At 61.3% G+C, this 25,546-nt stretch carries 20 protein-coding genes and 5 tRNA genes; 8 read left to right on the top strand and 17 right to left on the bottom strand.

Annotated elements, in window-relative coordinates:
* Positions 1-153: 153 nt before the first annotated feature.
* From CLAM6_RS01250 to CLAM6_RS01220, 7 genes are all read right to left on the bottom strand, one after another.
* Positions 154-798, bottom strand: a complete 645-nt coding sequence (locus tag CLAM6_RS01250) for an HD domain-containing protein (protein WP_052384498.1) — start codon at positions 796-798, stop codon at positions 154-156.
* Positions 795-1,949 carry a 2-trimethylaminoethylphosphonate dioxygenase gene (gene tmpA, locus CLAM6_RS01245; RefSeq protein ID WP_404813656.1) on the bottom strand — a complete coding sequence of 385 codons (1,155 nt, stop codon included), beginning with the start codon at positions 1,947-1,949 and terminating at the stop codon, positions 795-797. The genes CLAM6_RS01250 and tmpA overlap by 4 nt, the downstream gene beginning before the upstream one ends.
* Positions 1,950-2,181: 232 nt before the next feature.
* Positions 2,182-2,805, bottom strand: a complete 624-nt coding sequence (locus CLAM6_RS01240) for a hypothetical protein (RefSeq protein ID WP_043333244.1) — start codon at positions 2,803-2,805, stop codon at positions 2,182-2,184.
* Positions 2,806-2,929: 124 nt separating this feature from the next.
* Positions 2,930-4,279, bottom strand: a complete 1,350-nt coding sequence (locus CLAM6_RS01235) for a TRAP transporter large permease (RefSeq protein WP_043333245.1) — start codon at positions 4,277-4,279, stop codon at positions 2,930-2,932.
* Positions 4,269-5,000, bottom strand: a complete 732-nt coding sequence (locus CLAM6_RS01230; protein ID WP_084589357.1) for a TRAP transporter small permease subunit — start codon at positions 4,998-5,000, stop codon at positions 4,269-4,271. The genes CLAM6_RS01235 and CLAM6_RS01230 overlap by 11 nt, the downstream gene beginning before the upstream one ends.
* A complete protein-coding gene (locus CLAM6_RS01225; RefSeq protein WP_084589358.1) occupies positions 4,997-6,133 on the bottom strand; it encodes a TRAP transporter substrate-binding protein in 1,137 nt (378 codons plus the stop codon). The genes CLAM6_RS01230 and CLAM6_RS01225 overlap by 4 nt, the downstream gene beginning before the upstream one ends.
* Positions 6,134-6,585: 452 nt before the next feature.
* A complete protein-coding gene (locus CLAM6_RS01220) occupies positions 6,586-8,136 on the bottom strand; it encodes a sigma-54 interaction domain-containing protein (RefSeq protein WP_225347484.1) in 1,551 nt (516 codons plus the stop codon).
* A 249-nt stretch (positions 8,137-8,385) separates the two neighbouring features.
* Between CLAM6_RS01220 and CLAM6_RS01215 the strand changes: the two genes are divergently transcribed.
* A complete protein-coding gene (locus tag CLAM6_RS01215; protein ID WP_153635079.1) occupies positions 8,386-9,582 on the top strand; it encodes a hypothetical protein in 1,197 nt (398 codons plus the stop codon).
* A gap of 62 nt (positions 9,583-9,644) precedes the next feature.
* Here CLAM6_RS01215 and polA read toward each other — a convergent pair whose 3' ends face one another.
* A complete protein-coding gene (gene polA / locus CLAM6_RS01210) occupies positions 9,645-12,533 on the bottom strand; it encodes a DNA polymerase I (protein ID WP_043333247.1) in 2,889 nt (962 codons plus the stop codon).
* A 357-nt stretch (positions 12,534-12,890) separates the two neighbouring features.
* Between polA and CLAM6_RS01205 the strand changes: the two genes are divergently transcribed.
* The 3 genes from CLAM6_RS01205 (at position 12,891) to speA (ending at position 16,453) form a co-directional block, all read left to right on the top strand.
* Complete coding sequence (locus CLAM6_RS01205) at positions 12,891-13,220, top strand: DUF2782 domain-containing protein (protein WP_082388170.1); 330 nt, start codon at positions 12,891-12,893, stop codon at positions 13,218-13,220.
* Between the two features lie 195 nt (positions 13,221-13,415).
* On the top strand, positions 13,416-14,378 hold the full coding sequence (locus tag CLAM6_RS01200; protein ID WP_043333248.1) for a homoserine kinase: 963 nt from the start codon (positions 13,416-13,418) through the stop codon (positions 14,376-14,378).
* 176 nt (positions 14,379-14,554) lie between these two features.
* Complete coding sequence (speA, locus tag CLAM6_RS01195) at positions 14,555-16,453, top strand: biosynthetic arginine decarboxylase (RefSeq protein ID WP_043333249.1); 1,899 nt, start codon at positions 14,555-14,557, stop codon at positions 16,451-16,453.
* A 241-nt stretch (positions 16,454-16,694) separates the two neighbouring features.
* On the opposite strand, the gene CLAM6_RS01190 is transcribed toward speA, so the two are convergent.
* On the bottom strand, positions 16,695-17,429 hold the full coding sequence (locus CLAM6_RS01190; RefSeq protein ID WP_043333250.1) for a fumarylacetoacetate hydrolase family protein: 735 nt from the start codon (positions 17,427-17,429) through the stop codon (positions 16,695-16,697).
* A gap of 208 nt (positions 17,430-17,637) precedes the next feature.
* Complete coding sequence (gene thpD, locus CLAM6_RS01185; protein WP_318527669.1) at positions 17,638-18,744, bottom strand: ectoine hydroxylase; 1,107 nt, start codon at positions 18,742-18,744, stop codon at positions 17,638-17,640.
* 589 nt (positions 18,745-19,333) lie between these two features.
* On the opposite strand from thpD, the gene CLAM6_RS01180 reads away from it, so the two are divergent.
* The 4 genes from CLAM6_RS01180 (at position 19,334) to CLAM6_RS01165 (ending at position 23,081) form a co-directional block, all read left to right on the top strand.
* Positions 19,334-20,254: a CsgG/HfaB family protein gene (locus tag CLAM6_RS01180; RefSeq protein ID WP_225347483.1), complete on the top strand. Its 921-nt coding sequence runs from the start codon at positions 19,334-19,336 to the stop codon at positions 20,252-20,254.
* A 25-nt stretch (positions 20,255-20,279) separates the two neighbouring features.
* The gene (locus CLAM6_RS01175; protein WP_043333251.1) at positions 20,280-21,149 is read left to right on the top strand and encodes a hypothetical protein; all 870 of its coding nucleotides are present in this window, start codon (positions 20,280-20,282) and stop codon (positions 21,147-21,149) included.
* 116 nt (positions 21,150-21,265) lie between these two features.
* Positions 21,266-21,649, top strand: a complete 384-nt coding sequence (locus CLAM6_RS01170; RefSeq protein WP_043333252.1) for a hypothetical protein — start codon at positions 21,266-21,268, stop codon at positions 21,647-21,649.
* A 154-nt stretch (positions 21,650-21,803) separates the two neighbouring features.
* Complete coding sequence (locus CLAM6_RS01165; protein ID WP_084589359.1) at positions 21,804-23,081, top strand: sigma-54 interaction domain-containing protein; 1,278 nt, start codon at positions 21,804-21,806, stop codon at positions 23,079-23,081.
* A 131-nt stretch (positions 23,082-23,212) separates the two neighbouring features.
* On the opposite strand, the gene CLAM6_RS01160 is transcribed toward CLAM6_RS01165, so the two are convergent.
* The 7 genes from CLAM6_RS01160 to mutY form a co-directional block, all read right to left on the bottom strand.
* Positions 23,213-23,287: transfer RNA gene (locus tag CLAM6_RS01160), tRNA-Gln, on the bottom strand.
* A gap of 3 nt (positions 23,288-23,290) precedes the next feature.
* Positions 23,291-23,366, bottom strand: a tRNA-Phe gene (locus CLAM6_RS01155).
* A gap of 77 nt (positions 23,367-23,443) precedes the next feature.
* Positions 23,444-23,519: transfer RNA gene (locus tag CLAM6_RS01150), tRNA-Thr, on the bottom strand.
* Positions 23,520-23,568: 49 nt separating this feature from the next.
* Positions 23,569-23,643: transfer RNA gene (locus tag CLAM6_RS01145), tRNA-Gln, on the bottom strand.
* A gap of 5 nt (positions 23,644-23,648) precedes the next feature.
* Positions 23,649-23,724: transfer RNA gene (locus tag CLAM6_RS01140), tRNA-Phe, on the bottom strand.
* Positions 23,725-23,828: 104 nt separating this feature from the next.
* The gene (locus CLAM6_RS01135) at positions 23,829-24,140 is read right to left on the bottom strand and encodes an oxidative damage protection protein (RefSeq protein ID WP_052384882.1); all 312 of its coding nucleotides are present in this window, start codon (positions 24,138-24,140) and stop codon (positions 23,829-23,831) included.
* 138 nt (positions 24,141-24,278) lie between these two features.
* A complete protein-coding gene (mutY, locus tag CLAM6_RS01130; protein WP_084589635.1) occupies positions 24,279-25,451 on the bottom strand; it encodes an A/G-specific adenine glycosylase in 1,173 nt (390 codons plus the stop codon).
* Positions 25,452-25,546: the final 95 nt, after the last annotated feature.

Here is a 25,546-nt window from a genome sequence, read left to right as displayed (position 1 = left end):
GTCGGGGCTGAAAGGCTTCGTATATGGCGGTCGTCGTGCGTGTCCATCGCTCACGGCGCTGTCGTTGTCGTTGACGGTGCTTGTGTCTTCTCCGCCCTGCTGCGTCGCAAGCAATTGATTCGTTGGAGCTTTACCCTCCGGAGGAGTGCGCCTTCAGCGAGCACTGGCCTGCCTGGCCATGCCCTTCTCAAGTTCTGGCTCCATTTTTGTCTCAAGTTCTGGCTCCGGCACCAGATCCGGCAAGCCGCCGAAGGGCGCGCGCGCCATCACGCGCTCCAGCATCGGGATGAAATGCTCCAGCGGCAGGGTGTCATATTCGGGGTCGAAGCTGGTCTGGTCCCACTCGTCACAGAAGCGCACGGTGCGCTCATAGGCGGGATGCCCGGCATGTGCCTCGCGGGCGTGGCGGTCCTGACCGAAGAATTCGCGGTAGTGATAGCCCTGGAACAGCTCGTGATGACGAATCATCCAGGTGTTCAGCGGGTCGATGAACGGCTCGAGGATACCGGCGGCGATCTCGGCATGATTGGCCGGTGCCAGGTCATCGCCGATGTCATGCAGCAGCGCGCAGACCACCATCTCCTCATCGGCGCCGGCGCGCAGCGCGCGGGTGGCGGTCTGCAGGCAGTGTTCGTAGCGATCGACCGGATAGCCGTGGTGATCGCCCTTGAGACGCCCCAGATGTTCAAGCACACGCCGGCAGGCATCAGACTGATATTCCCGGAAGCGCGCATCGATCAGCGCCCACTCGGCATGCGTGCTTTCCTCGAAACTGCGGAAGCGGGCCTGCTCGCTCATGCGCTGGCCTCCTCATTGGCGAACTGACCGTCGCGCTGACCGGCGAGCTGATCGGCCAGCAGCAGACGGCGGCTGGCGGTGGAGTCACGATCCACATAGCCCTGGCGCATATGACGGATGCCGCCCTCCAGCTGGAAGGCGCTGCGGCCATGGAACAGCCGGTAGTTGTCCATGATCAGCATCTGGCCCGGTGCCAGCTTGAGATGCAACGTGAAGTCGTCACCGGAGATCAGGCGGTAGAACGCTTGGCGGGCAGCGTAGTAGCGAAGCAGCGTCGCGCCGGGCAGCGCCGGCACCCGCTCGGTGCGGTTGGAGAAACGTACCCGGGCGACCTGACCACGGCTGTCCAGCTCGATCAGCGGGCCTTCGCTTTCCAGGCGTGTGGTGGCGTCGTGATAACGGAAGCCGGGGCTGACTTCTGTCAGGCAGGCGAAGGCCTCGGGGTCTTCACGCCGCAGGCGCTCTGCCGCACTGAAGCCATCCACCAGCATGCTGTCGCCGCCCTGGGCCGCGTTGCGCAGACAGTGCAGCCAGATATAGCCCGGAATCGGGTCGCGGTAGGGATTGTCGGTATGCGGCTCCAGCCCGCGCTGGGTCATCGTGAGGTCATAGGCATTGGCGACGGATTTCACGTCGGCGATACCGCCCCAGTTGGTGCGCCGCAGCGGCCCGATACGGTGGATCAGCCCCTGCATGCCGTCCTCCGTGTCCGGCACGCCGCTGACCCGCACGAAGCCGAAGCGCTGCAACTGCTCGAGCATGTCCAGCAAGGCCGCGTCATCGTCCAGTGCTGCGGCGAAGTCGGCCTCGGGCAGCTGGGCGAGACTCCCCTGCCAGAAGGTCATGCCCTGATAGGCCTCACACGGCTGACACTCCGCCAGCAGGGACGCCAGCGAGAAGCTTGCCGCATGGCCGTCACTGAAGGCCAGTGACAGCGTGTCGCCATCCAGCTGCGCCTGAGTCAGGCTCAAGTCCAGCGGCAGGTCCGCCGCCTCGATCAGGCGCTGACCGGTGAGGGAGTCGAGCGTCGTTTCATCGGGACTCCGCTCACGCAGCCAGAGCGCCTCGAGGGTCAGATCGCCCTCGGCGTGGCTCAGATGCAGTTGTTGTCCATGGTCTTTCAGGCTGACGGAATGCGGTCTGCTGGGCACTCGATGATCTCCACGGCTGAGGGAGCGGCACTGTTGTCTTACTGGTCAGGTACCTGCTCGCGGATGCTGGTGCGACGCTGAGTCTCCTTCTACCTTAATCACTTCAGCCAGAGCGGATTGATATAATTGGACGTATATTTGATCAAATTGGCCATATGTCAGACCAGCAGACGACGACAAGCGGCCGTGGCAATGCCACGGCCGCTTGTGTTGTAAAACGTCTGTCGGGAGATCAGTCGCTCAGGTGCAGCACCTGACCATTGAGGGAGCGCCCGGCGCCACCGGCAAGAAAGCGCGCGCATTCCGCCACGGCGTCCGGTCGGCTGCCCTCTGGGCACAGCAGATTGGCGCGTACCTTGTCCGGCGCGCGTGACGCCAGCCGCTGGATCAGCTCACTCAGCGCCGCCTGCGCCATGGCAGTGCCGTGATGCTCCTGCGAGGATAGCTGCGAGGGCAGCGATGAGGACGGCTGCGAAGGCAGCGGTGGTGCCACGGCCAGCAGGCGTCCGCCGTGGCGCAACATGCGCGCACAGGCCGCCTTGAGCAAGGCGCCGGGGCCGGCGACCTGCGCGACCAGACAGGCTTCCAGCGACTGCCCGGCCATGGCCTGCGGCGGCATGCAGACCAGCACATCGAGGCGCCCGAGACGCGCCACCAGTGTCTCGAAGCAGCCTTCGCCGACCACCTGGCCGAAGCGGTCCGACTGCTCACCGCCCAGTGCATCCAGCACGCGTTCGAGGTCCGCCGGCGCGGTGCCCATCAGGGCGATGATGGCGCCATCTTCCAGGAAGGTGCGCGCCATGGCCTCCAGCCACTCCCCCTGCCCCGCGATCAATACCCTGCGTCGTGGCAGCATCTCATTCTCCCTGATAGAACCCCCGAAGGGTCGCCCCTGCGTGCCTCATGCCGCGCTGCGCTGCGCTGCTCTGCCCTCTGCTTACCCGGGCATCACCTCCCTGTGATGCCCCAAGTGGCGTGCGTCAGGGCATCAGCCCCGGCAGCCACAGCACCAGCGCCGGGAACATCATGCACAGGATCAGACCCGCCAGCTGCAAGCCGACGAAGGGCAGAATCGAGCGATAGATGGTGCCAATGGACACCTGCCCGGCGGTGATGCCCTTGAGGTAGAACAACGCATAGCCGAAGGGTGGCGTCAGGAAACTCGTCTGCAGATTGATGGCGACCAGAATCGCGAACCACACCAGCAGCCCCTGACCGGAAAGCCCGAGCCCGAAGTCCAGCGCCTCGACCACCGGCGCCACCAGCGGCAGCACCACGAAGCTGATCTCGATCCACTCGAGGAAGAAGCCGAGCACGAAGATCAGCCCCATCAGCAGCAACAGCAGGCCATAGGGGCCAAGGCCGGTGCCGGTGATGACATCCTCGATCAGGTAGTCACCGCCGAGGCGCTTGAAGACCACCGAGAAGCAGGTCGCGCCGATGACGACGAACAGGATCATCGCGCTGGTGCGCGAGGTATCGCGCAGCGTGTTGCGCAGGGTGGAGAAGGACAGTCCGCCCATCACCAGCGCCAGCAGCAGGCTACCACCCGCGCCGATGGCCGCAGCCTCGGTGGGCGTGGCGATACCGGTCATGATCGACCCCAGCACCGCGACGATCAGCACCATCGGGCCGAGCAGGTCACGCAGCAGTGCCAGCGGCAGCGGTGTCTTGTCGGTGCCGAGCAGCGACTGGTCCGGCAGCGGTGCCCAGTCCGGGCGCAGCTTGGCGGTGATCAGCAGATAGGCGACGTAGAGCGCGCCGAGCATCAGCCCCGGAATCAGCGCCGCCTTGAACAGCGCCCCCACCGAGATCTGCAGGATGGAACCCATCAGCACCAGCATGATCGAGGGCGGAATCAGGATGCCCAGGGTGCCGGAGGCCGCGATGACCCCGCAGGCCATCTCGGCCTTGTAGCCCTGCCCCAGCATCACCGGCAGCGCCAGCAGGCCCAGCATGACCACCGAGGCACCGATGATGCCGGTACTGGCGGCCATCACCACGCCCAGCAATGCCACCGAGACGGCCAGACCGCCATGCACGCGACCGAACAGCCGCTGCAGTGTCATCAACAGATTGCGCGCCACGCCGGAGCTTTCCAGCATCAGCCCCATGAACACGAACAGCGGAATCGCGATCAGCAGCCAGTTCTCGATCACGCCGCCGAAGATGCGCGAGCCGACGGTGCCGAGAAACGGCAGCGGGATGTCGCCGATGAAGGCGAACAGGATGCCCAGCCCGCCGAGCAGAAAGGCCACCGGGTAGCCGGAGAAGATACCGATCAGAAGTGCCACCACCATGGTGATGGGCAAGGCGTATTCAGCGAGCATTGTCATGGCTCCCGTCTGCATGATTCTGGGGTGCCGTGGCGTCGGTGGTCGCGTGCGCAGCATTCTGCTGATCCGCAAGGCCGGCCAGACTGGCAATCTCGTGGTCTTTCAGGCGCTCAGGGGTGCGCGCCGGGTCGAACAGGCAGGCCAGATTCTCGAAGATCTGCCCCAGCGCACCGAGGGCGAGGAACACCAGCCCCGTCGGCAGCATCGCCTTGATCAGGTAACGGTCCACCAGACCGCCATAGTTGGACTTCTCGCCGGACATGTAGGACATGGTGACGAAGTGCTTGGACAGCCAGGCGATCAGCAGACAGAAGGGAATCAGCATGATGATGTGGCCGAGGATATCGACCACGGCGCGTCCGCGCGGCGAGAGGCGCTGATAGAACAGGTCGACCCGCACATGCGTATCGCTGTGCAGGGCGTAGGTGCCACCGAAGAGCGTCAGCAGTCCGAACAGGTGCCACTGCAACTCGGTGACGGAATTGATGGTGATCGCGGTGCCGAACAGCAGCACGTCGGGCGACCCCCAGTTGGCGATTTCATTGATGCCCAGGGCGTTGAGCGTGACGGTGGTGAGCACGGCCAGGATGATCGCCAGACCCAACCAGCTGGTCAGGCGACCCACCCACAGCCCCAGGCCGACCAGTGGTCGACCCAGGGCGTCACACACCGCCCCGCCCTGTGCCCGCCAGGGCGCAAGGCGGGGGTCGGTCATTGGGCGCTACCCTCGTCAGCGTTGTCTGCCTGCTTCATGGCCATCGGCTGCGGCATGGCCTGCAGCTCGTACCATTCGTCGATCAGTGCAGCGTGCTTCATCAGCGAATCGTAGGCCTTGGCGAAGTCAGGATTGGTCTGCTTCTCTTCGGCCAGCACTTCACCCCAGGCTTCCTGCAGCGCGGTCATCACCGGCTCCGGGAAGCGCTTGACCTCGACACCTTTCTCCTCGAGCTCGTGGATCGCACGCACCTGAGCCGGCGGCGCTTCGGCCATTGCCCACTGCAGGGTCGCGCGGCAGGCCGTCTGGAACTGCGCCTTGCGCTCATCGCTGTAGCTGTCCCATACCTGCTGGTTGATCAGCAGCGAGAACCAGCTAGCGCTCTGGTGCCAACCCGGGAAGTAGTAGTACTTGGCGACTTCATTAAAGCCCATCGCCTGATCGACCTGCGGCACCGAGAACTCGGTGGCATCGACACGGCCACGCTCCAGCGCGAGGTAGATCTCGCTGCCCGGCACCAGCTGGGTCGAGGCGCCCAGCTTGTTGAGCACCTTGGCGCCAAGGCCGGAGATACGCATCGACAGGCCCTTGAAGTCCTCCGGCGAGTTGATTTCCTTGTTGTACCAGCCGCCGGTTTCCTGCGGCGAGATGAAGCACGGCAGCACCTTCACGCCGTAGGGGTCGTAGGCGGCCTGCACAAGCTCGGTACCCTCACCGGCCCACATCCACGACATGAAGGCTTCCGGGCTCGGGCCGAACGGCAGTGCGCCGTAGAGGTTGGTGATCGGCACCGTGCCGGCCCAGTAGCCCATCCAGTCCCACCCGGCCTGCACCGCACCGGAGGAGACGGAGTTGAAGACTTCGAAGGCCGGTACCAGGTCGCCCGGCTCGTGCACGCGCAGGCCGACTTCGCCGCCGGTCGCGCTCTTGAGTTCCTCGGACAGGCGCACGGCACCGGCGCCAAGGAAGTTCTTGGTCGAGAAGGTACTGGCGACGTCGAGCTGTTTCGGCCCTTCCGCCTGGGCTGGCTCGGCGGCCAGCAAGGTCGTGGTGGCCACGGCCGCCGCAATGGCAGCTCCGAGGCGCAGGCGGCGGGTCGGCGTCGATTGATACGGCGTGGCGTGTTGCGACATGGTGCGGCTCCCTGATTTGTTGTTGTGCTCGCTGGTCGTACGGCTTGTGGCTTGCTGGACATGAGCCACGTTGCAAGATGACGCTTACGTCAACTTACCCGATGACAACGCAAGCGGCTGACCACGCCACAACAACGTCAATGATTTCAGAGAGCTACGAGGGCAAGGCCCGCGCGAGCCGACTCACCGCGCCCTGCGCGGCAGTATCGGCTTACGACAGCGTCCGGAAAGCCGGACACTCCGGTCACCGAGGCTGCGACCAAGGTCGCGCGCTGACATGAATTCTGTCTACGACTCCAGTCGAATATGCCGATAGAGGAATACAGACCCCATGCGGGTATGCACGCCGTGGGCTGGCGAGAAATGCGAAGCGTCCGGAGTTCCGGACACTGACCGAGATTCCGGACGCTTCGTATCACTTATTTGTCGCGGGAGGGTGAAATGCCTATCGATCAGGGCGTTTCGGCCAACAGGCCATGCCGATTGAGCTTCTCGTAGAGCGAGGACTTGGCGATGCCTAGCTGCCGAGCGGCGCGGGTGCGATTGCCCTCGGCGGCGCGCAGCGCGTCCTCGATCAATTGGCGCTCCGCCTGAGCCATCGCCTCACGCAGCGTGGCCGGCGTGGTGTGCAACTCCCGGGCGCTTGTGGACGACTCTGGCGCTGAAGCGGGTGTGGACAAGTCGCTTTGATGGGTAGCGGCGTGCCGCGCATCGCCATGCCGGGCATCGCCATGCCGGGCACCGATGGCATCCGGCAGATCGGTCGGTTGGATATGGCTGCCGCCCAGATAGAAGGCGGCTTCGAGCACGTTTTCCAGCTCGCGCACGTTACCCGGCCAGTGATGCGCACACAGGCGCTCGAGGGCGGCTTCGGAGAGAATCGGCGGGCGGCGACCACTGCGTCGCGCCAGACGTGACAGCAGGTGCGTGGCCAGGGTCGGCAGGTCGTCGCGGCGCTCGCGCAGCGGCGGCACCTTCAGGGGCACCACGTTGATGCGATAGAAGAGGTCTTCGCGGAATTCGCCGCTCTCGACCAGCGCTTCCAGCGGGCGGTGAGTCGCGGCGATGACACGGACATCGACGCTGACCAGACGGGTCGCGCCGACTGCCTCGACCTCGCGATCCTGCAGCACGCGCAGCAGCTTGGCCTGCATCGCCAACGGCATGTCACCGACCTCATCGAGAAACAGCGTGCCGCCATCCGCGAGCTGGAACTTGCCGGGCTTGCCGCCACGCTTGGCGCCGGTGAAGGCGCCTTCTTCATAGCCGAACAGCTCCGCTTCCAGCAGCGCTTCGGGAATCGCCGCGCAGTTGAGCTTGATGAAGGGGCCCTTGGCACGCGCAGAGCTGCGGTGCAGCGCATGGGCATAGAGCTCCTTGCCGGTGCCGGACTCGCCACGGATCAACACCGAAGCACCGCCGGGGGCGATCTTGCGTACCTTGCAGGCCAGCTCCCGCATGGCGGGCGAATCGCCGATGATGTCACTCAGCTGCCAGCGCGCGCCGGTGGGGGTTTCCAGCGCCTGACGGTAATAGTCCACTTCCGCTTCCAGCGCCTGAACCTGGGCATTCACCTGCCGCCACTCCCAGGTGTCGTGATAGAGCACCGAGCCGATGGCACCGATCAGTTCGCCATCGCGGAAGATGGGGTAACGGTGGGCAATCATGTGGTGGCCACGAATCAGCTGCAGCTGGGCCAGCTCCGCGCGTCCGCTCTCCAGCACCTCGTGCATGCGGGTGTTCTCGATCACCTCGCTGACATCGCGCCCCAGCACCTCGCTGGCCTCGACGCCGAGAAACTCGGCATAGGGCGCATTCAGAAACTGGATACCGCCCTGGGCATCCACCACCACGACCCACTCCTCCACCGCATCCATCGCGGCACGCAGCAACTCGCGGCGCGCCCGCTCCAGATGAATCGAGGTGGCAGGTAGATCATCACGCAGCGGGGCAGCCTTCTCCTCCCCGACCACCGCACCTGACACAGGCATCTGCTGAGCCATCACCGCTCTCCCTTGGCGTGTCCGGTCATCGTGGGCAGCCGTATCCCTCTGCCACCACACCCTCCGGATCTGATTGTTGTGCGCCGCGCCATCACGCAGCCAGTGTCCGGAAAACCGGACGCCACCCACAGCATCGGCCTACCGATGCCAAGGATCAACGTAGCCAGTGGTCGTAGATGAAAACAAAAACTGATAATAATTTATGTTATACAATCACTAAGAGACATTAATGATAAAAGGATCTACATAATGGATAATCTAGTATTTGGAAATGGACTCAATACTATCCATAATGCTTGCGTAGGTAACAACGGGATGCCTGGCATCATGCATTTTGCACGAGGCTATTCTACTTCGGCCAACGCACTAATAGAACTATACCTATCAGATGATAGTGGAAAATATCATCAAGACGAAATGATATATCCAATTTGCTTTAACATGAGACACTCTATCGAACTTAGAATAAAAAACGAGCTATTACTTCTTCAACAGCTATCTAGTCTCAAAAATCAAGAGTCATCATTAGAGAATATAATGGGCCATGATATAAATGAAATATGGGAAACTTTTAAAACAAAATCAGCGTCTATAGATAAAAGATATTATGAGCTCATCACTCTTCTTGACCAATATATTAAAGACATAGGGAAGATTGACGCTAAAGGTCAAACATTTCGATATCCTGAAAGCAATAACAAGATAAGACATTTGACTGAAGTCAGGATAATAAATATTGAAAGACTTAATCACGTATTCACTTACATAGAAGAAAGAATGGAAGAACTCAACATGCTTAGTGAAAACCTTATAGAAGAATACAGCAAAGGATCTTTTACGCAAAAACTATCTAGGCAAGACATAATGCATATCTCTGAGTGTTTACTTTCAAGAGATCAATGGAAAGAAGATGTTTTTACGCTACAAAAAGAAAAATTAAGGGCAGAATATTCGCTAAGTAACCGAGAATTTATTCAGTGTATAAACATTATACGAGAGCATTATGAGTTTTCATTAAATATAAATATGGATCTTGATTTACTAGGGGTGACTGAAGAATCACTTGATGCATATTATTCATCTTGGCAAGAAATCAACATGGATTATGGCAATACGCCGAAACAAAGCAAAGAAATGATTAAAATCTACATGCCGAGTCTCGATGATCTAATAAAATACGATAAATTAAAGACAAAAGCATGGAGTGATAATCAGCATCTCGTTACCGTTGAGTACGTTTCAGGCTTACGAGCACTTTATGATTTTGGATATAACCTCAAGTATAGCGAAGACTACATAAGAAAATACAAATCAAATGTCAAAGAATTAAACGCGAGACAAAAAACAGAAAAGGGCGTATTAAAAGAAGAGTTTTTGGATATACTCACAAAAATCAACGGGTTACACAATATAAGAAAATCCATTAATTTCCTAAAGCCCTATTAAAAATTTTACAAGTGCTTCTCCTCTTCAGAAGAAGCACTTTTTAGAGAATAAGCTAATCGTTATTAATGCGCTTCTTCCCAGTTGTCGCCTTGCTCGACTTCGACGAGCAGCGGGACATCGAGGGAGGCGGCATTCTGCATGCGCTGCGCGACGTCTTTCATGAAGGCGTCGACCTGCGCTTCGGCGACTTCGAAGACGAGTTCATCGTGTACCTGCATGACCATCATGGCGTCGTATCTGTCGACACCGTCGCTGCCCGCCAGCCAGGCATCCACGTCGATCATGGCGCGCTTGATGATGTCGGCGGCGCTGCCTTGCATCGGGGCGTTGATGGCGGTGCGTTCGGCAGCGCTGCGACGCGCGTGATTGCGTGAGCCGATTTCCGGCAGGTAGAGGCGACGGCCGAAGATGGTCTCGACGTAGCCCTGCTCGGCGGCGAGCTGACGCGTGTCTTCCATGTAGGTGGCGACACCCGGATAACGCTCGAAGTAGCGCTCGATGTAGGTCTTGGCCTGGCCGGGTTCGATATCCAGCTGGCGCGAGAGGCCCCAGGCGGACATGCCGTAGATCAGCCCGAAGTTGATGGCCTTGGCACTGCGGCGCTGGTCACTGGTGACACGCGCTTCCTCGGTGCCGAAGACTTCAGCGGCGGTGGCGGCGTGCACGTCGCGGTTATCGGCGAAGGCCGAAAGCAGACCCTTGTCACCGGAGAGGTGCGCCATGATGCGCAGCTCGATCTGCGAGTAATCCGCCGCGACGATACGATAGCCGGGGCGCGCGATGAAGGCCTGACGGATACGACGCCCCTCGTCACTGCGTACCGGGATGTTCTGCAGGTTCGGATCAGACGACGACAGACGCCCCGTGGCGGTGACGGCCTGATGGTAGCTGGTGTGCAGGCGACGCGTGGTCGGGTTGACCAGCTGCGGCAGCTTGTCGGTGTAGGTGCTCTTGAGCTTGGTCATGCCGCGATGGCGCATGATCAGCTTGGGCAGCGGGTAGTCCAGCGCCAGCTCCTCAAGCACCGCTTCGGCGGTGGACGGCGCGCCCTTGGGCGTCTTCTTCTTGACCGGCAGCTTCTGCTCCTCGAAGAGGATCTCGCCCAGCTGCTTGGGCGAAGAGAGGTTGAATTCGCGGCCCGCAAGCTCGAAGGCCTGCTTCTCGATGTCGTGGATCTGCTCGGTCAGCTCGCGGGTCTGGACGTGCAGGCGCTCGGGGTCGATCGCGACGCCGTTGCGCTCGATGCGTGCCAACACCGGAATCAGCGGATATTCGAACTGACGCAGCACTTCATCCAGACGTCCCAGCTTCTCGATGCGCGGCATCAGCAGCGCGGCGAGGCGCAGGGTGATGTCGACATCCTCGCAGGCATACGGCATCGCCTCTTCCAGCGCGATCTGATCAAACGTCAGCTGCTTGGCGCCCTTGCCGGCGATGTCGGTGAAGCTGATGGTGCTCTCGCCCAGATACTTGAGCGCCAGCGAGTCCATGTCGTGACGGGTCGCGGTGGAATTGAGCACGTAGGACATCAGCATGGTGTCGGCCAGCGGGCCGGCCACCGCGATGTCATAGCGCGCCAGCACCTCGATGTCGTACTTGAGGTTCTGGCCGATCTTGGTGATGGCGGTATCGGCGAGAATCGGCGTCAGCGCTTCCAGCACGGCCTGGCGCTGCAGCTGCGCGGGGGCATCCAGATAGCTGTGAGCGACGGGAATGTAGACGGCCTCGCCGACTTCCAGCGCCATGCCGATACCGACGATCTCGGCTTCCATGTAGTTGAGGCTGGTGGTCTCGAGATCGAAGCACAGCGAGTTGGCGTTGCGCACGCGCTCGAGCCACGCATCCAGCTCGGCCTGCTCGGTGATGGCGCGGTAGTTGCGCTCCTCACGCGGCGGCAGCGCATCGGGCATCTCATCGCCCTCTTCCGCCGCTTCCAGATCAGGCGTTGGCGCAGCGGCGGTCTTGCCCTTGCCTGAGGCCTTTTCAGCGACCGGCGCGATGCTGTCACCGAACAGGTCACTGCCGGCGACTCCGCTGTCCTTCTCATCGGCATGCGGCGTGGCCGCCATGTCACCGCCTTCCAGCAGCTCCTTCAGCCAGGCGCGGAATTCCATCTCCTTGTAGAGCTCGACCAGCGCGGCGGTGTCCGGCGCGGCGATCGCGAGGTCATCCAGGCCATATTCCAGCTCGCAGTCCAGCTTGATGGTGGCGAGACGGTAGGAGAGATAGGCATCTTCGCGATGCGCTTCCATCTTCTTGGCCAGGGTCTTGGCGCCACGGAAGCTGAGCGTCTTGATGCGATCGAGATCGCCGTAGATGGTGTCGAGGCCGCCTTCCATGCCTTGCAGCAGGCCCAGCGCGGTCTTCTCGCCCACGCCCGGCACGCCGGGAATGTTGTCGACCTTGTCGCCCATCAGCGCGAGGAAATCGATGATCAGGTTCGGCGGAATGCCGAACTTCTCGGTGACGCCGTCCACGTCCAGCGTCTCGTTCTTCATGGTGTTGACCAGGGTGATGTGCTCGTTCACCAGCTGGGCCATGTCCTTGTCGCCGGTGGAGATGACGGCGTCACGCCCGGCCTCGGTCGCCATGCGCGCCAGGGTGCCGATGACGTCATCGGCCTCGACGCCTTCCACGCACAGCAGGGGCAGGCCAAGGGCACGCACGCAGGCATGCAGCGGCTCGACCTGCAGGCGCAGGTCATCCGGCATCGGCGGGCGCTGGGCCTTGTACTCCGGGTACATGTCGTCGCGGAAGGTCTTGCCCTTGGCATCGAAGACCACCGCCATGGGGCTGTCCGGGTACTGGCGAATCAGGCTCTTGAGCATGTTGATCACGCCCTTCACCGCGCCGGTGGGCAGGCCCTTGGAGGTGGTCAGCGGCGGCAGAGCATGAAAGGCACGATAGAGATAGGAAGATCCATCGACGAGAACGATCGGCGTGGCGGCCATGAGCAGTCGCATCCGTAGGCTGAAGGGTGAGCTTGGGGCAAGCAGAGTCGGGGCCGAAAACCTCTCGGCAGCTATGGCTGTCATGATACGCAAGGGCTGCGGCGAGGCACAGTCGCCACCCTCGGCGCGTGTGTCTTCTGCGCCCGGCATTGATGGCGGGAAGTCGTGCACACTGCCGGCAAGGGACGTAAACTGCGCCCATCAGGCAAGGTTTCAGGCCAGCGCCGATTCGCTTGTCTTCTGCACGGGTACGCACCGGGTGCTTGCTCGCAGGCACCCTGCTTGCAGGCCCCTTGCTCACAGAACTTTTGCACGCGGAACCTGATACAGGCTGCGCTTGTGTAAAGGAGGATTGTCATGCGCTCGACTGCTTCCATTGCTCCGCATTCCCTGCTGCGCCTGCCCACGCTGCTGGCCACCGGGCTGCTGCTGGCCGTCACCGCCCTGAGTGCGCCGCTGGCTGTCGCCGAGAGCGAGGCCCCCAAGCCGCAGATCACCAGCCGTCAGCAGGATGACCGCCAGCTGCGCGAATACCGCGTCAATGGCCATCTGTATGCCATCGAGATCATCCCCAAGGGCGGCGCGCCCTTCTTCCTGCTCGACAGTGACGGCAACGGCAACTTCATCAAGTCCAGCGTCACCAGTGCCAGCCAGCTCAAGGTACCCGGCTGGGCACTGAAAAAGTGATAAGCTCGGCATCTGGTTCACGCGACAGCTGAACCAGCAGCGACAGGCGTCACGCCCGCGGCACATCTCTTGCCCCCGGGCGTGGCGGCATCCTTCCTGCATACCTACAACAACTCCTGTCAGCGCATTGCCGCCGTTTCGCTCCGGCGGCGCGCCACTGGCGGGGCGGACACATTTCGGCGAGAAGAGTCACCCATGGCAGTCTTTACCCCCCTGAGCGACGCTCAGGTCGCAGAATTTCTGGCAGAGTACGACGCAGGCACGCTGACATCGCTTGAGGATGTCGCGCACGGCACCGAGAACTCGACCTTCTTCGTCACCACCGATCGCCGCGAGATGGTGCTGACCCTGTTCGAGCAGGGCGAGCATGCGGAACTGCCCTTCTTCGTCGAGCTGCTCGACTTCCTCGCCAGCCACAAGCTGCCGGTGCCGGGCCCGTTGCACGACCGCGACGGCCAGGCGCTCAAGGTGCTGGCAGGCAAGCCGGCGCTGCTGTTCCCGCGTATGCCGGGCAACTGGCCGGTCTCGCCCAACGTGCCCCAGTGCCGCGAGATCGGCGCGGCGCTGGGGCGCATGCATGCCGTCTCGCAGCACTTCACCGGCCACCGCCCCAACACCCGCGACCTGCACTGGATCAAGCCGATGCACCACAAGGTGCTGGCGTATCTGAGCCCGGAAGACCAGGCGCTGATGGCCGACGAGATCGATGTCTGCGAAGACGTTTTCAGCGGTGTCGAGCTGCCGCAGGGCGCGCTGCATGGCGACCTGTTCCGCGACAACACCCTGTTCGACGGCGACCGCCTCGGCGGCATCATCGACTTCTACAACGGCTGCACCGGCGACCTGATCTTCGATCTGTCGATTCTGGTCAATGACTGGTGCTCCAATGACGATGGCCGTCTGGACCAGGCGCGTTATGACGCCCTGCTCAGTGCCTATCTGGCCGAGCGCCCGATGAACGCCGACGAACGCCGCCTGTGGCCGAGCATGCTGCGCATGACCGCGCTGCGCTATTGGCTGTCACGCCTGCTGGTGGTCTACGTGGACCCGCCCGCCCACAGCCTGACGCCGAAGGACCCGGCACAGTACCGCCAGCTGCTGGGTCGGCGTATCGAGGAAGGCGCTCTGCCGCTGCCCGAGGCCACGCAACCGGCCTGATCGGTACCTTCCGTACTGACCGAGTCGTCAAAGCAATTGCCTGCTGGCCCCCAGCAGGCATAATGCGCCCTCTGAGCGCCCGCATTCCTGCGGGCGTCATTGTCTTCTCCGACGCTGCCCACACCTGTTGAGCACCGCCGGGCTTGCCTTCACGCCGTCCATCTCCGGAGACCGCGATGACCTCCTTTGCAGCCGAAGCACGCCGCACCTACAACATCGACCAGTGGGGCAGCGGCTATTTCGACGTGGGCCAGGATGGCCTGACACTGGTGCGCCCGCATGGCGAGCCGGGCACGCCTGCGCTGCCGCTGATCTCGCTGATCGACAAGGCGCGCGCCCAGGGCCTGCGCCTGCCGCTGCTGGTTCGCTTCGCCGATATCCTGCATGACCGCGTCGAGCAGCTGTGCGCCGCCTTCGATGCCGCCATCAGCTCGCGCGGCTATGGCGCCAGCTACACCGCCGTCTACCCGATCAAGGTCAATCAGCAGCGTCGCGTGGTCGAGGAACTGCTGGCGACCAGCGAGCGCTCACGCGGGCGTGTCGGGCTGGAAGCCGGCAGCAAGCCGGAACTGCTCGCCGTGCTGGCGCTGTCGGACAGCGGCCCGTCGGTGATCGTCTGCAATGGCTACAAGGACCGCGAATACGTGCGTCTGGCGCTGATGGGCGAGAAGCTCGGCCACCGCGTGCATCTGGTGGTCGAGAAGGCCAGCGAGCTGGAACTGGTGCTGGAAGAGGCCAGGCGCCTCGGCGTGCGTCCGCGCATTGGCCTGCGCGCGCGCCTGGCCACCATCGGCAAGGGCAACTGGCAGAACACCGGCGGCGAGAAGTCCAAGTTCGGCCTGACCGCCAGTCAGATCGTCGCGCTGGTCGAGCGTCTGCGCGAGGTGGATGCGCTGGACTGCCTCAAGCTGGTCCACTTCCATCTTGGCTCCCAGATCGCGGACATCAGCGATATCCAGCGCGGTCTGGCCGAGTGCGCACGCTTCTATCAGGGCCTGCACGAAGCTGGCGCCGGCGTGGAAATCGTCGATGTCGGTGGCGGCCTGGGCGTGGACTATGAAGGCACGCGCTCGGAAAGCGCCTGCTCGCTCAACTACTCGATGCGCGAGTATGCCGACTACGTGGTCGGGGCGTTCCATGCAGTCTGTGAGGCGAACGACCTGCCTCACCCGCATATCATCTCTGAATCCGGCCGCGCGCTGACCGCCCACCACGCGGTGCTGGTGACGGACGTGATCGGCGAGGAGCGCGTGAACCTGCCGCTGCCCGCACCGCGTGAGGATGACACCCAGATCGCCGCGCTGTGGACCCAGGCCGCGCGTCTGGAGGGACAGCTTGAGCCACGTGAGCTGGTCGAGATCTACCACGCGGTGGTGCATGCCCAGCATCAGGTGCAGGAGCGCTTCGTGATGGGTCTGGCGAGCATCGCCATCCGTGCCGAGGCCGAAGCCATCTATACCAACGTGTGCCGCAGCCTCGCCGGACGTCTCGATGCCCGTCAGCGCTCGCACCGCGCGGTGCTGGATGAGCTGAACGAGAAGCTGGCCGACAAGCTGTTCGTCAACTTCTCGCTGTTCCAATCGCTGCCGGACATCTGGGGCATCGAGCAGATCTTCCCGATTTTGCCGCTGACCGGCCTCGACCGCGCGCCGACCCGGCGTGGCGTGATTCAGGACATCACCTGCGACAGCGATGGCCGCATCGACACCTATGTGGATGATCAGGGCCTGGACGCCACCCTGCCGCTGCCGGAATGGCATGCCGATGAAGAGAAGCTGCTCGGCTTCTTCATGGTCGGCGCCTATCAGGAAATCCTCGGCGACCTGCATAACCTGTTCGGCGATACCGATTCCGTGGATGCCAGCCTCGACGACGATGGCCAGTGGCAGCTTTCCCATGCGATTCAGGGAGATAGCGTGGCGCAGGTGCTGCGTTACGTGAACTTCGACCCGGAGCAGCTGGCCGCACGCCTCGCGCGTCAGCTCAAGTCATCCAATCTGAATGCGCTGGAACAGGCAGATCTGCTCGAAGACCTGAAGGCCGGTCTCGACGGCTATACCTACCTGGAGAGCTGAAACGCTGCCGAGGCTCGGGCCCTGGCTCAATGAACCGAGTTTGGAAGGATCAGGTTCGGAAGGATTGGCCCGGATAGCAAAAGTAAAAGCCCAGACAGCAAAAGCCCCTGCCGGTGACCCGGCAGGGGCTTTTTTTAACCCGCTCAGGGCTGATTTCAACTCGCTCAGAGCTGCTGTCTACTCGCTCAGGGCTGTTCAGAGCCAGCTCAAGTTCAGGTTCTGGCTGGAACAGACCCAGACGTCATGCCACTCCGCGCGTGCGTGTCTCGACACGCAGCAGCTCACCGCTGCCATCCGGGGCATCCAGCGCCAGTGCCAGCGCCTGATCCGGATTCAGCTCGCCGACGCCTTCCGGCGTGCCGGTCAGCACCACATCGCCGGGCAACAGGGTGAAGCTGTGGCTGATCTCACTGAGCAGGCGAGCAATCGGGAACAGCATAAGGCTGGTATCCGCCTGCTGGCGCTGCTCGCCATCGATGGCAAAGCGATAGTGCAGCGCCTGGAAATCCACATCGTGCAGCTCGCCATCGGCATCACGCCAACGCGGCCCTTCCAGCGCCACGAAAGAAGACAACGGGCAGCTGCCATCGAAGGCCTTGGCCAGCTCCCACGGCTGGCCCTTGGCCTTGAGCTTGCTCTGGCGCTCACGCAGGGTCAGGTCCAGTGCCAGGCCCATGCCGGCCAGTGCTTCCAGCGCCTCTGCTTCACTGGCTTCACACAGCGGCTTGCCGATCAGCAGTGCCAGTTCGGCCTCGTAGTGGTACTGGCCGCGACGCCGAGAGATCGCCAATGGCTTGTCCATCGGCGTCACGCTGGTGGCGGGCTTGATGAACAGCAACGGCTCGCTGGGCACTTCATTGCCGAGCTCCGCGGCGTGGGCTGCGTAATTGCGGCCGACACAGACCACCTTGCCGAGGTCATGAGCGAAGACGCGACCATCGCTGAAACGCGGGGTGAAACGCTGAGCAAGCGGCATGCAGAACTCCTGTCGGGGCGTGATGGAGGATCAATGAAAGACGATCAATGAGAGATATCGCAATGATACGTCGCCCCGACAGCCTGCCACTACCACACCAACGTCCGAGATTTCGCCGCCTGAGCGCAACCCGGCGTTGTGCAGTTCAGTCCACTGCCACCTTCAAAGCTCAGCTTTCAAGCTCGGTCTTCCACTTCAGTCTTCAACTTCAGTCTTCAAGTTCATCCCAGCCACCATCGAGACGGTGCGCGAGAAATTCCGGGCGCGGACGCGCGGCGGCAAAGGGTGCCTGCATCGCATTGTCGACGCGGTTGTAGACGAAGAAGGCGTTGCTGCGCGGGTCCGGCGACATGTTGGCGTTGGAGCCATGCAGCGTATTGCAGTCGAACATCAACAGACCACCGGCGGCACCGGTCGGTGCTTCGATACCACGTTCAGCGATCAGCTCGCTCAGTGCTTCGCGCGAGGGCACACCGACCTTCTGGGTCTGCAGGGATGACTTGTGGTTGTCATCCGGCGTCTCGCCCAGGCAGTGCACGAAGACTTCATGCGAGCCGGGGATCAGCATCAGCGGGCCATTGAAGTGGTGATTGTCGGTCAGGATGATCGAGGCGCTGACCGCGCGCATCTCCGGCATGCCATCCTCGGCGTGCCAGGTCTCGAAGTCCGAGTGCCAGTTGAAGCCCTTGCCCTCGAAGCCCGGCTTGTAATTGATGCGCGACTGATGGAGATAGACATCGCCGCCGAGAATCTGGCTCGCACGGCTGGTCAGGCGCGGATCTTCCGCCAGCTTTCTGAAGCGCTCAGACAGGAAATGCACGGCGAAGATGGAACGAATCTCGCGGCTCTTGGGCTCGGTGATGGTGAAATCACGACCCTGCCACTCTTCGTTGTCGAGCAGCGCTGCCAGCTCGTTCTTCAGCGCCTCGACTTCCTCCGGCGCCAGGAATTCCGGCTCGAACAGGAAGCCGTCCTTCTTGAAGCGCTTGAGCTGGTCGGCACCCAGCGGCCCCTCATCGGCACGCGAGTGCACGACGGGCTCGCGGCGCTTCTGCCACAGATGCTCCGGCGGCTGGCTCAGACGCGTCGGATAGGCGTCTCGCGAGTGATCGGACCCTCGGTCGCTGCCCGACTTGTCGAGATAGGCTTCCGGCGCCTGATCACGGTCGGCATTGGTCTGACGGGCGTCCAGCTGCTGATTGGAGGCTTCTGCAGCGGCGCTGACGTTGCCACCATCGGTCTGCTCATGTTGGCGTTGCTTGGACGAAAGAGCAGAAGTGGCGTTGTACGAGGTCATATGGCGTGAAGCTGTCATCATGCTCTCCTTAAGGCATCAATGTCCTGCATTGAGGAAAGTGGAATCTGGCGTTCTAGCATGCGGCTTGCCCGCACTGTCCCACCTATGGGCCATGCAACAGACTTCAACCCCGAGATTCATGAAATAAGCACAGAGATCTGATCCGCAAGAACGTTAAAAGACCATCCAATCTCACACCACACCCGCCATCACCCTTCTCAAGAAAACATGAGGCTGCCTGTGCCTCGCGGATGACAAATTCCCTCAGTCATCCCCTCTCGCCAATCCCGACTCATCCTGTTGCCGCGAATTCTCATCTTCCGTGAGATAACCGGCTTAATCAGCGACTCATCACTGGCACCACGCCCGTGGTATTTCCCCTCACTTCGCTTCGCCATTTGCAAAACGCATCGCACGCAACATTGCGCATTAATGCGTAAGTGTCTGTGAAATATTGTGAAATTGTTTGGCACGCTTCGTGCCCCTTAGAAAACACGGCAGAACAACTGATAGAGACATATCAGAGAGAAAATAACGGCGCAGGATCATGCGTCACACCAGGGGAACTTCCAGCATGTTTAAGCCACGGATATGCATGGCCGCTTGCATGGCCACAGTGCTGGGGGGCTGCGCCGCTGTCGAACCGAAATTCGACAATGTCGAACCGGTCGTAGGGCCACCAGTCACCTCCAACAATACGCCATATAGCGAATGCCTCGTATCACTCAGTCGAATTCAGGGAGCCACCAACCTGCCTGTGATTGCAGTGGGTCAGGTGACGGACAAGACCGGTCAACGCAGTTACTCCACCGTGACAGAGAGTGCTGCCGTGACCCAGGGCGTATCAGAGATGCTGATAAGTGCTCTCTACAAGACTCGCAAGGTACATCTTACCGAGCGTCTCGATGTACGAGTCCCGCTGGCAGAGCAGCAGCTTTTCGAGAATAAGGCCATGGCCTACTCGCCGCGCAAACTGGCAGTTCTCCCTTCGCATTTCGTAGTTCTCGGCGCACTGACAGAGCTCAATTACAACATTTCAAGTGGTGGAGCTCGCCTGTTCGTCAGCGGAATCGGGGCCGGACTGCGCACTGCAGTCATCAACGTCGGCCTGGATCTGCGCATGGTCGATATCCGCACTTTCCGCACCGTCTATGTCACCAGCCTGCAGAAGCAGGTGGTGGGTTATGAAGTCGAAGCCGGTATCTACCGCTTCTTCGGCAATCAGTTGGTCGAGTTTGACTCCGGCGCAGTACGCAATGAACCACTGCAGCTGGGCGTGAGATCAGTCGTGGAGATGGGCGCGTATCAGCTTCTGACTGAAGGCCTGGGGCTTCCTGTACCTGCGGGACAGGAATGCGAGCTTCACCCGGGACAGCATGTTGCAGCGAAAGACGGCAACACGCAGCAAGTGGCCGCAGCCAATTCGGCATCAGGCAGTACCGCAGCAGTCGCAACACCGTTGAGAGAAGCACCCGCAACAGAGGCACCTGCAACAGAAACATCGGCAGCATCCAGCGCAGCACAATAAGTCAACATTCATGAGGAACATGACAATGACTACCTATAATAAGCTCGCAGTCGCCATCGGTCTCGTAAGTGGTGTGATGATGGCAAGCCAAGCGCAAGCCTTCAATAACGTGGATTGGAATTGGGATGGGTATGTCAATACTGATGTCAATATTGATGTCTATATTGACCCGAAAATCAAAGATCCAGGCGGCCTGGTGATGGTCGAAAGTCTGCAAAAGCAGATCGGTGACGTCAGCTCCGAAGCCATCGTCAGTGATGTCAGCTACGGTGCAGGTGAAGCAGGTGACCCTTCCATCGAACTAGTTGATAGCCTCAGTGCAGGCAGCAGCGCGTCATCCGCTGCGAATGCACACAGCTGGAATCATCATTCAGCAGCCAATGCGAGTGCAGATGCAGTTGCAAACGCTAACGCTGATGTCGATGTCTATATCAGCTATGCCGGCTCCACGCCTAATCCTGACATTACTCGCCTAGAGTCGCTTGAGAATGCCGCTACTTCGGTGGGCAACAATGTCTCGGTGGATAGTGATGCCATGGTCAACCTACACAATGAGCAGTTCTTGGCGGGTTCTGGTGGCTATTTCTTCTACCCGGGCACTGCTGAAGTCGAATCATTGGCCAAGGTCGACAACATTCTCAACCTGAGCGTGGACAATGCCGCGACCTCCGTAGGCAACAATATGTCGGTCACTCTGGATAGCACTGATATCGATAGCGCCCTGATTGCCGACAATACCCAGATGAGCTTCGCCAACATCAGCTCGACTGCCAAAGTCAGCAACATCACGCTGGATCTGCCGCCGACAGGCAGCTTCGAAGGCCCGGTCATCAATAATGCCGCGACCTCCGTGGGTAACAACATGTCCATCAGCGTCGGCCCCGTGACTCCGTAACCCCTCTGCAGGCAACCAACACACGCGGGGCAACCCGCGTGTGTTTCAGCACCTGCTGACATCAGACGTCTCACGCATCAGACACTGCATCTTTCACAGACCGAAAGGAGCAAGACATGAATGCTTTCACACGTATCAGCCTGGGAGTCGTGGGCGCGGGGTTCCTGCTGGCCGGTAGCGCCAGCGCCAACTCGTTGATGGGCCCCTTCCCCTACGACTTTCCGGCACGTAGCGCCGAATCCGCCCTGATTCTCTACGAGAGCAAGAAGGCCGGCAGCCTGGGGGAAGGGTCCGATACCAATATCGGGGAATACACCCTCAATACCGGCAGCAGTACCTCGATCGGCAACTGGCAACAGATCGAACAGACACTGAGTGATGGTTCCACCGGCACCATCGACAGCACTGCGGATCAATCCGCGGATGGCAGCTCTCAGACGTCGTCGACTGACTTTACCATTACCCACAACAACGAAGATGAAGAGGAAGACGCCCAGTGATGCACTGCTCGGGACAGTCATCCGCGGGAAGACAGACCGTCAGATACCAGAACTCACCCTTTCAGCGTGAGTAGAGAGTTGGTTAGCCAGGCGAGCGTCGAGACTGAGAAGTCTGCCACTCAGGGGGAGCGGAAAAAACGCACTAAAAACCGCCATGATCATCTCGCACAAGTCATTAACCTCTATATGGGTACTCGATAAACCCCCAAGACGAACACTCAACGCTGGAGAATCCAGACTCTCCGGTGAGGCTGTCACCAGAAGCAGCCCGACAATTATTCTTTCGCAGCCCGCTCGCACGAAGCGCAGGCAATGCAGAAAGACCAGCAGCAAGGGAACAACACTCATGACCGCACTGAAAGCTCATCAGGCTGCATCATCGGCTACTGCATTGAATCTGGCTGACGATATCTCCACTACCTCGCGGGTAAGGGAACTACCGGTAAAGCGACCTCGCGGTTTTGGGGAGTTTATCGGAGACTCATCGGCCATGCAGACGCTCTATCGCACTCTCATCCAGGTCGCCCACTCGGACGCTCCCATCTTCATCACCGGCGAAAGCGGCAGCGGCAAGGAATTGTGTGCCACTGCCATTCACCGCCATAGCCCGGTACGTGACGGCCCGTTCATCGCCGTCAATTGTGCCGCCATTCCGGCAGAGCTGCTGGAGTCGCAATTGTTCGGACATGTGCGCGGGGCTTTCACGGGGGCCGTGAGCGCCCAGCAGGGGCTCGCCGTGGCGGCAGATGGGGGGACGCTGTTTCTCGATGAGATCGCGGAGCTGCCGCTACCCTTGCAGAGCAAGCTGCTGCGCTTCCTGCAGACAGGACAGGTAATGCCGGTGGGTGCCACGCGCACGGTAGAGGTCAATTGCCGCATCGTGTGCGCCACGCATCAGAACCCGCGGGTACTGGTCGATACTCACCGCTTCCGGGAAGACCTCTTCTATCGTCTGCACGTCATCCCGCTGAAGGTGCCGCCGCTGCGCGAGCGCGGTCAGGATATCCTGGAAATCGCCACCGGGCTGTTGGGGCGCATGGCAGGCCACGAGGGCAAGCGCTTCACACGACTCAGTGCATGCGCCGAGCGTCAGTTGCTGGCCCATGACTGGCCCGGCAATGTGCGGGAGCTGGAAAACACGCTGCGGCGCGCCATCATCCTCAACGATGGTGAGGTGCTGACGGCCGACATGCTGGACCTGCCCTCCAGCACGGCGCATCGCCCGTCGGTCAGCCACAGCGCGCCGGAGGGCAGCGAGACCACGTTGCGCCCGTTGTGGATGGTCGAACGCGAGGCGATCGAGAGCGTCATCAGCGCCTGTGATGGCAGTATCCCCCGCGCTGCGGCGATACTGGAGATCGCCCCCTCCACCATCTATCGCAAGCGCCTGAGCTGGCTGGCGATGCACCCGGACGAGCCCACCTCGCACTGAGATGAGCGCCGGCCCACGGCATGCCCCGTCGCCCTCCAGACCTTTACTCCAGACGCAAAAAAGCCACCCCGAAGGGTGGCTTTTCTGTTGGCTGCCGAATTCATCCTGCGACTTCATCAGCTAGCCAGAATTGGCTGGGGTACCAGGACTCGAACCTGGGAATGCCGATACCAAAAACCGGTGCCTTACCACTTGGCTATACCCCAATTTGGTGGCCAGAGACGGAATCGAACCGCCGACACGGGGATTTTCAATCCCCTGCTCTACCAACTGAGCTATCTGGCCAACCTGAAGACACAAAAAAAGCCGCCAAGGCGACCTCTATATCGTGTGTTCTTCGCTCATCTACAGAAGCCTGAAGATGGTGCCGGCTAAAGGAGTCGAACCCTCGACCTACTGATTACAAGTCAGTTGCTCTACCAACTGAGCTAAGCCGGCACAAAGAACTCATGATATGAGTCTTCTTACTACGTTACTGCATGTCAGCTGGCTGGGGTACCAGGACTCGAACCTGGGAATGCCGATACCAAAAACCGGTGCCTTACCACTTGGCTATACCCCAACACTTGGTGGCCAGAGACGGAATCGAACCGCCGACACGGGGATTTTCAATCCCCTGCTCTACCAACTGAGCTATCTGGCCCTTGCCAACGAGGACGTATTAAATAGAAAACCTTTCCCGACGTCAACCCTTGCTTATCAAGAATTTGGCGTCGTAATTCGCCTTCCGCCGTCCTCGCCGGCCACTCAGACTTCGTAGCCCTGTCCGCCCTGCGATTCGCCCTTGGCGGCGGCGTCCGTCGGCACGAAACCTTCGGCCTGGTCCGTCTCCTGGTTGTTGAAGAAGCGATCCATCTGCTCCATCAGATAGCGACGGCTGTCGGCATCCATCATGTTGAGGTGCTTCTCGTTGATCAGACGCGTCTGCAGCGCCTGCCACTCTTCCCATGCCTGCTTCGAGACGTTGGACCAGATGTCCTGGCCCTTCTCGCCCGGCAGCGGCGGAAAATCGAGACCCGGCAGGTCCTGGTCATACTTGCGGCAATGTACGGTGCGCATGGGTAACTCCGTAAGAGAACTGGATGTCAGTGCGGATGAGCGTCGAGCCTTCGCCAGACGCCTTTACTGTTGCCTCATTCTCGCACGCTTGAGCCGCTTTGCCCCAGACGTGCTGCCGATGCCGACGCCGACAAGGCCTCACAGGCCGAACAGATCATCCGTGCAGCGCGCCAGCAGCGCCTTGACCGGCGCCGGCAGGCCCACGGCGTCCGGCGCGGCAGGGTCGACGAAGCGGCGGTCGGCGGCTGACTCGTTGACGCTCTCGGCCGGTACAGCTGACGCAAGCCCTGCCTCCCCCAGCTGTACCGGCTGTGGCGTGATGGTCAGCCGGAAGTGGCTGAAGACATGCTCGAAACTTGCCAGTGGCGCCTCCAGATGGGCGCCGCGGGCTTCGCGGGCGACCCATTCCCGCGCGGCCTCGCGATCCTCGACCAGTGGCGGCGCCCACAGGCCGCCCCAGATGCCCGTCGGCGGACGGCGTTCCAGCAGGATCTTCCCCGCCTCATCACTGACCAGCAACATCAGCGTCTGACGCGTCGGTATGGTCTTCTTGGGCTTGCTCTCGGGGAAGCGCTTCTCTTCGCCACGCGCATGCGCCACGCAGACCTCCTCGAAGGGGCAACGCGCGCAATCGGGCTTGCTGCCGCGCGTGCACAGGGTGGCTCCGAGATCCATCATCGCCTGGGTCCAGTCCGCCAGCCGCACCTGCGGCGTGTAGCGCTCCGCCAGCGTCCACAGCTTGCGCTCCACCGCCGGACGTCCCGGCCAGCCCTCCACGGCATGCAGGCGTGCCAGCACGCGCTTGACGTTGCCATCGAGGATCGGCGCCCGCTGTCCGGTGCTGATGCTGATGATCGCCCCGGCGGTCGAACGCCCGATGCCCGGCAAGGCCGACAGTGCCTCGACACTCTCGACCGGGAAGGCACCGTCGTGCTCATTCACGACATGCTGCGCGGCCTTGTGCAGATTGCGCGCCCGCGCGTAGTAGCCAAGGCCCGTCCACAGGTGCAGCACGTCATCGATGTCCGCCGCCGCCAGCGCCGCGACATCCGGGAAGCGCTCCATGAAGCGGGCATAGTACGGCAACACCGTCGCGACCTGGGTCTGCTGGAGCATGATCTCCGAGACCCAGACGCGATACGGCGTGGTGTTCTCCTGCCAGGGCAGATGCTTGCGGCCATGCTCATCGAACCAGTCGAACACGCGCGCCTGAAACGCCTCGGGGCTCAGGGCGATGTCTTCAAAGCCGGGTGTGGCGTGGCTCTCGGGAGCTGTCACGTCTGGCGTGGCAGCAGTGTCAGGTCGCGCCATCAAAACTTCCTCTGCTCGCGCCATGGTCGACGCCATGGCCTGGGCTCAAACGGCAGCACGCCAGCCCCGAGGAGCTGGCGTGCCGGTCTTGCTGC

The sequence above is a fragment of the Cobetia sp. AM6 genome (assembly GCF_009617955.1).
GTDB classification, from domain to species: domain Bacteria; phylum Pseudomonadota; class Gammaproteobacteria; order Pseudomonadales; family Halomonadaceae; genus Cobetia; species Cobetia amphilecti.
Note: the sequence above shows the minus strand (reverse complement) of the source record. Positions and strands in the feature narration are given on the sequence as shown.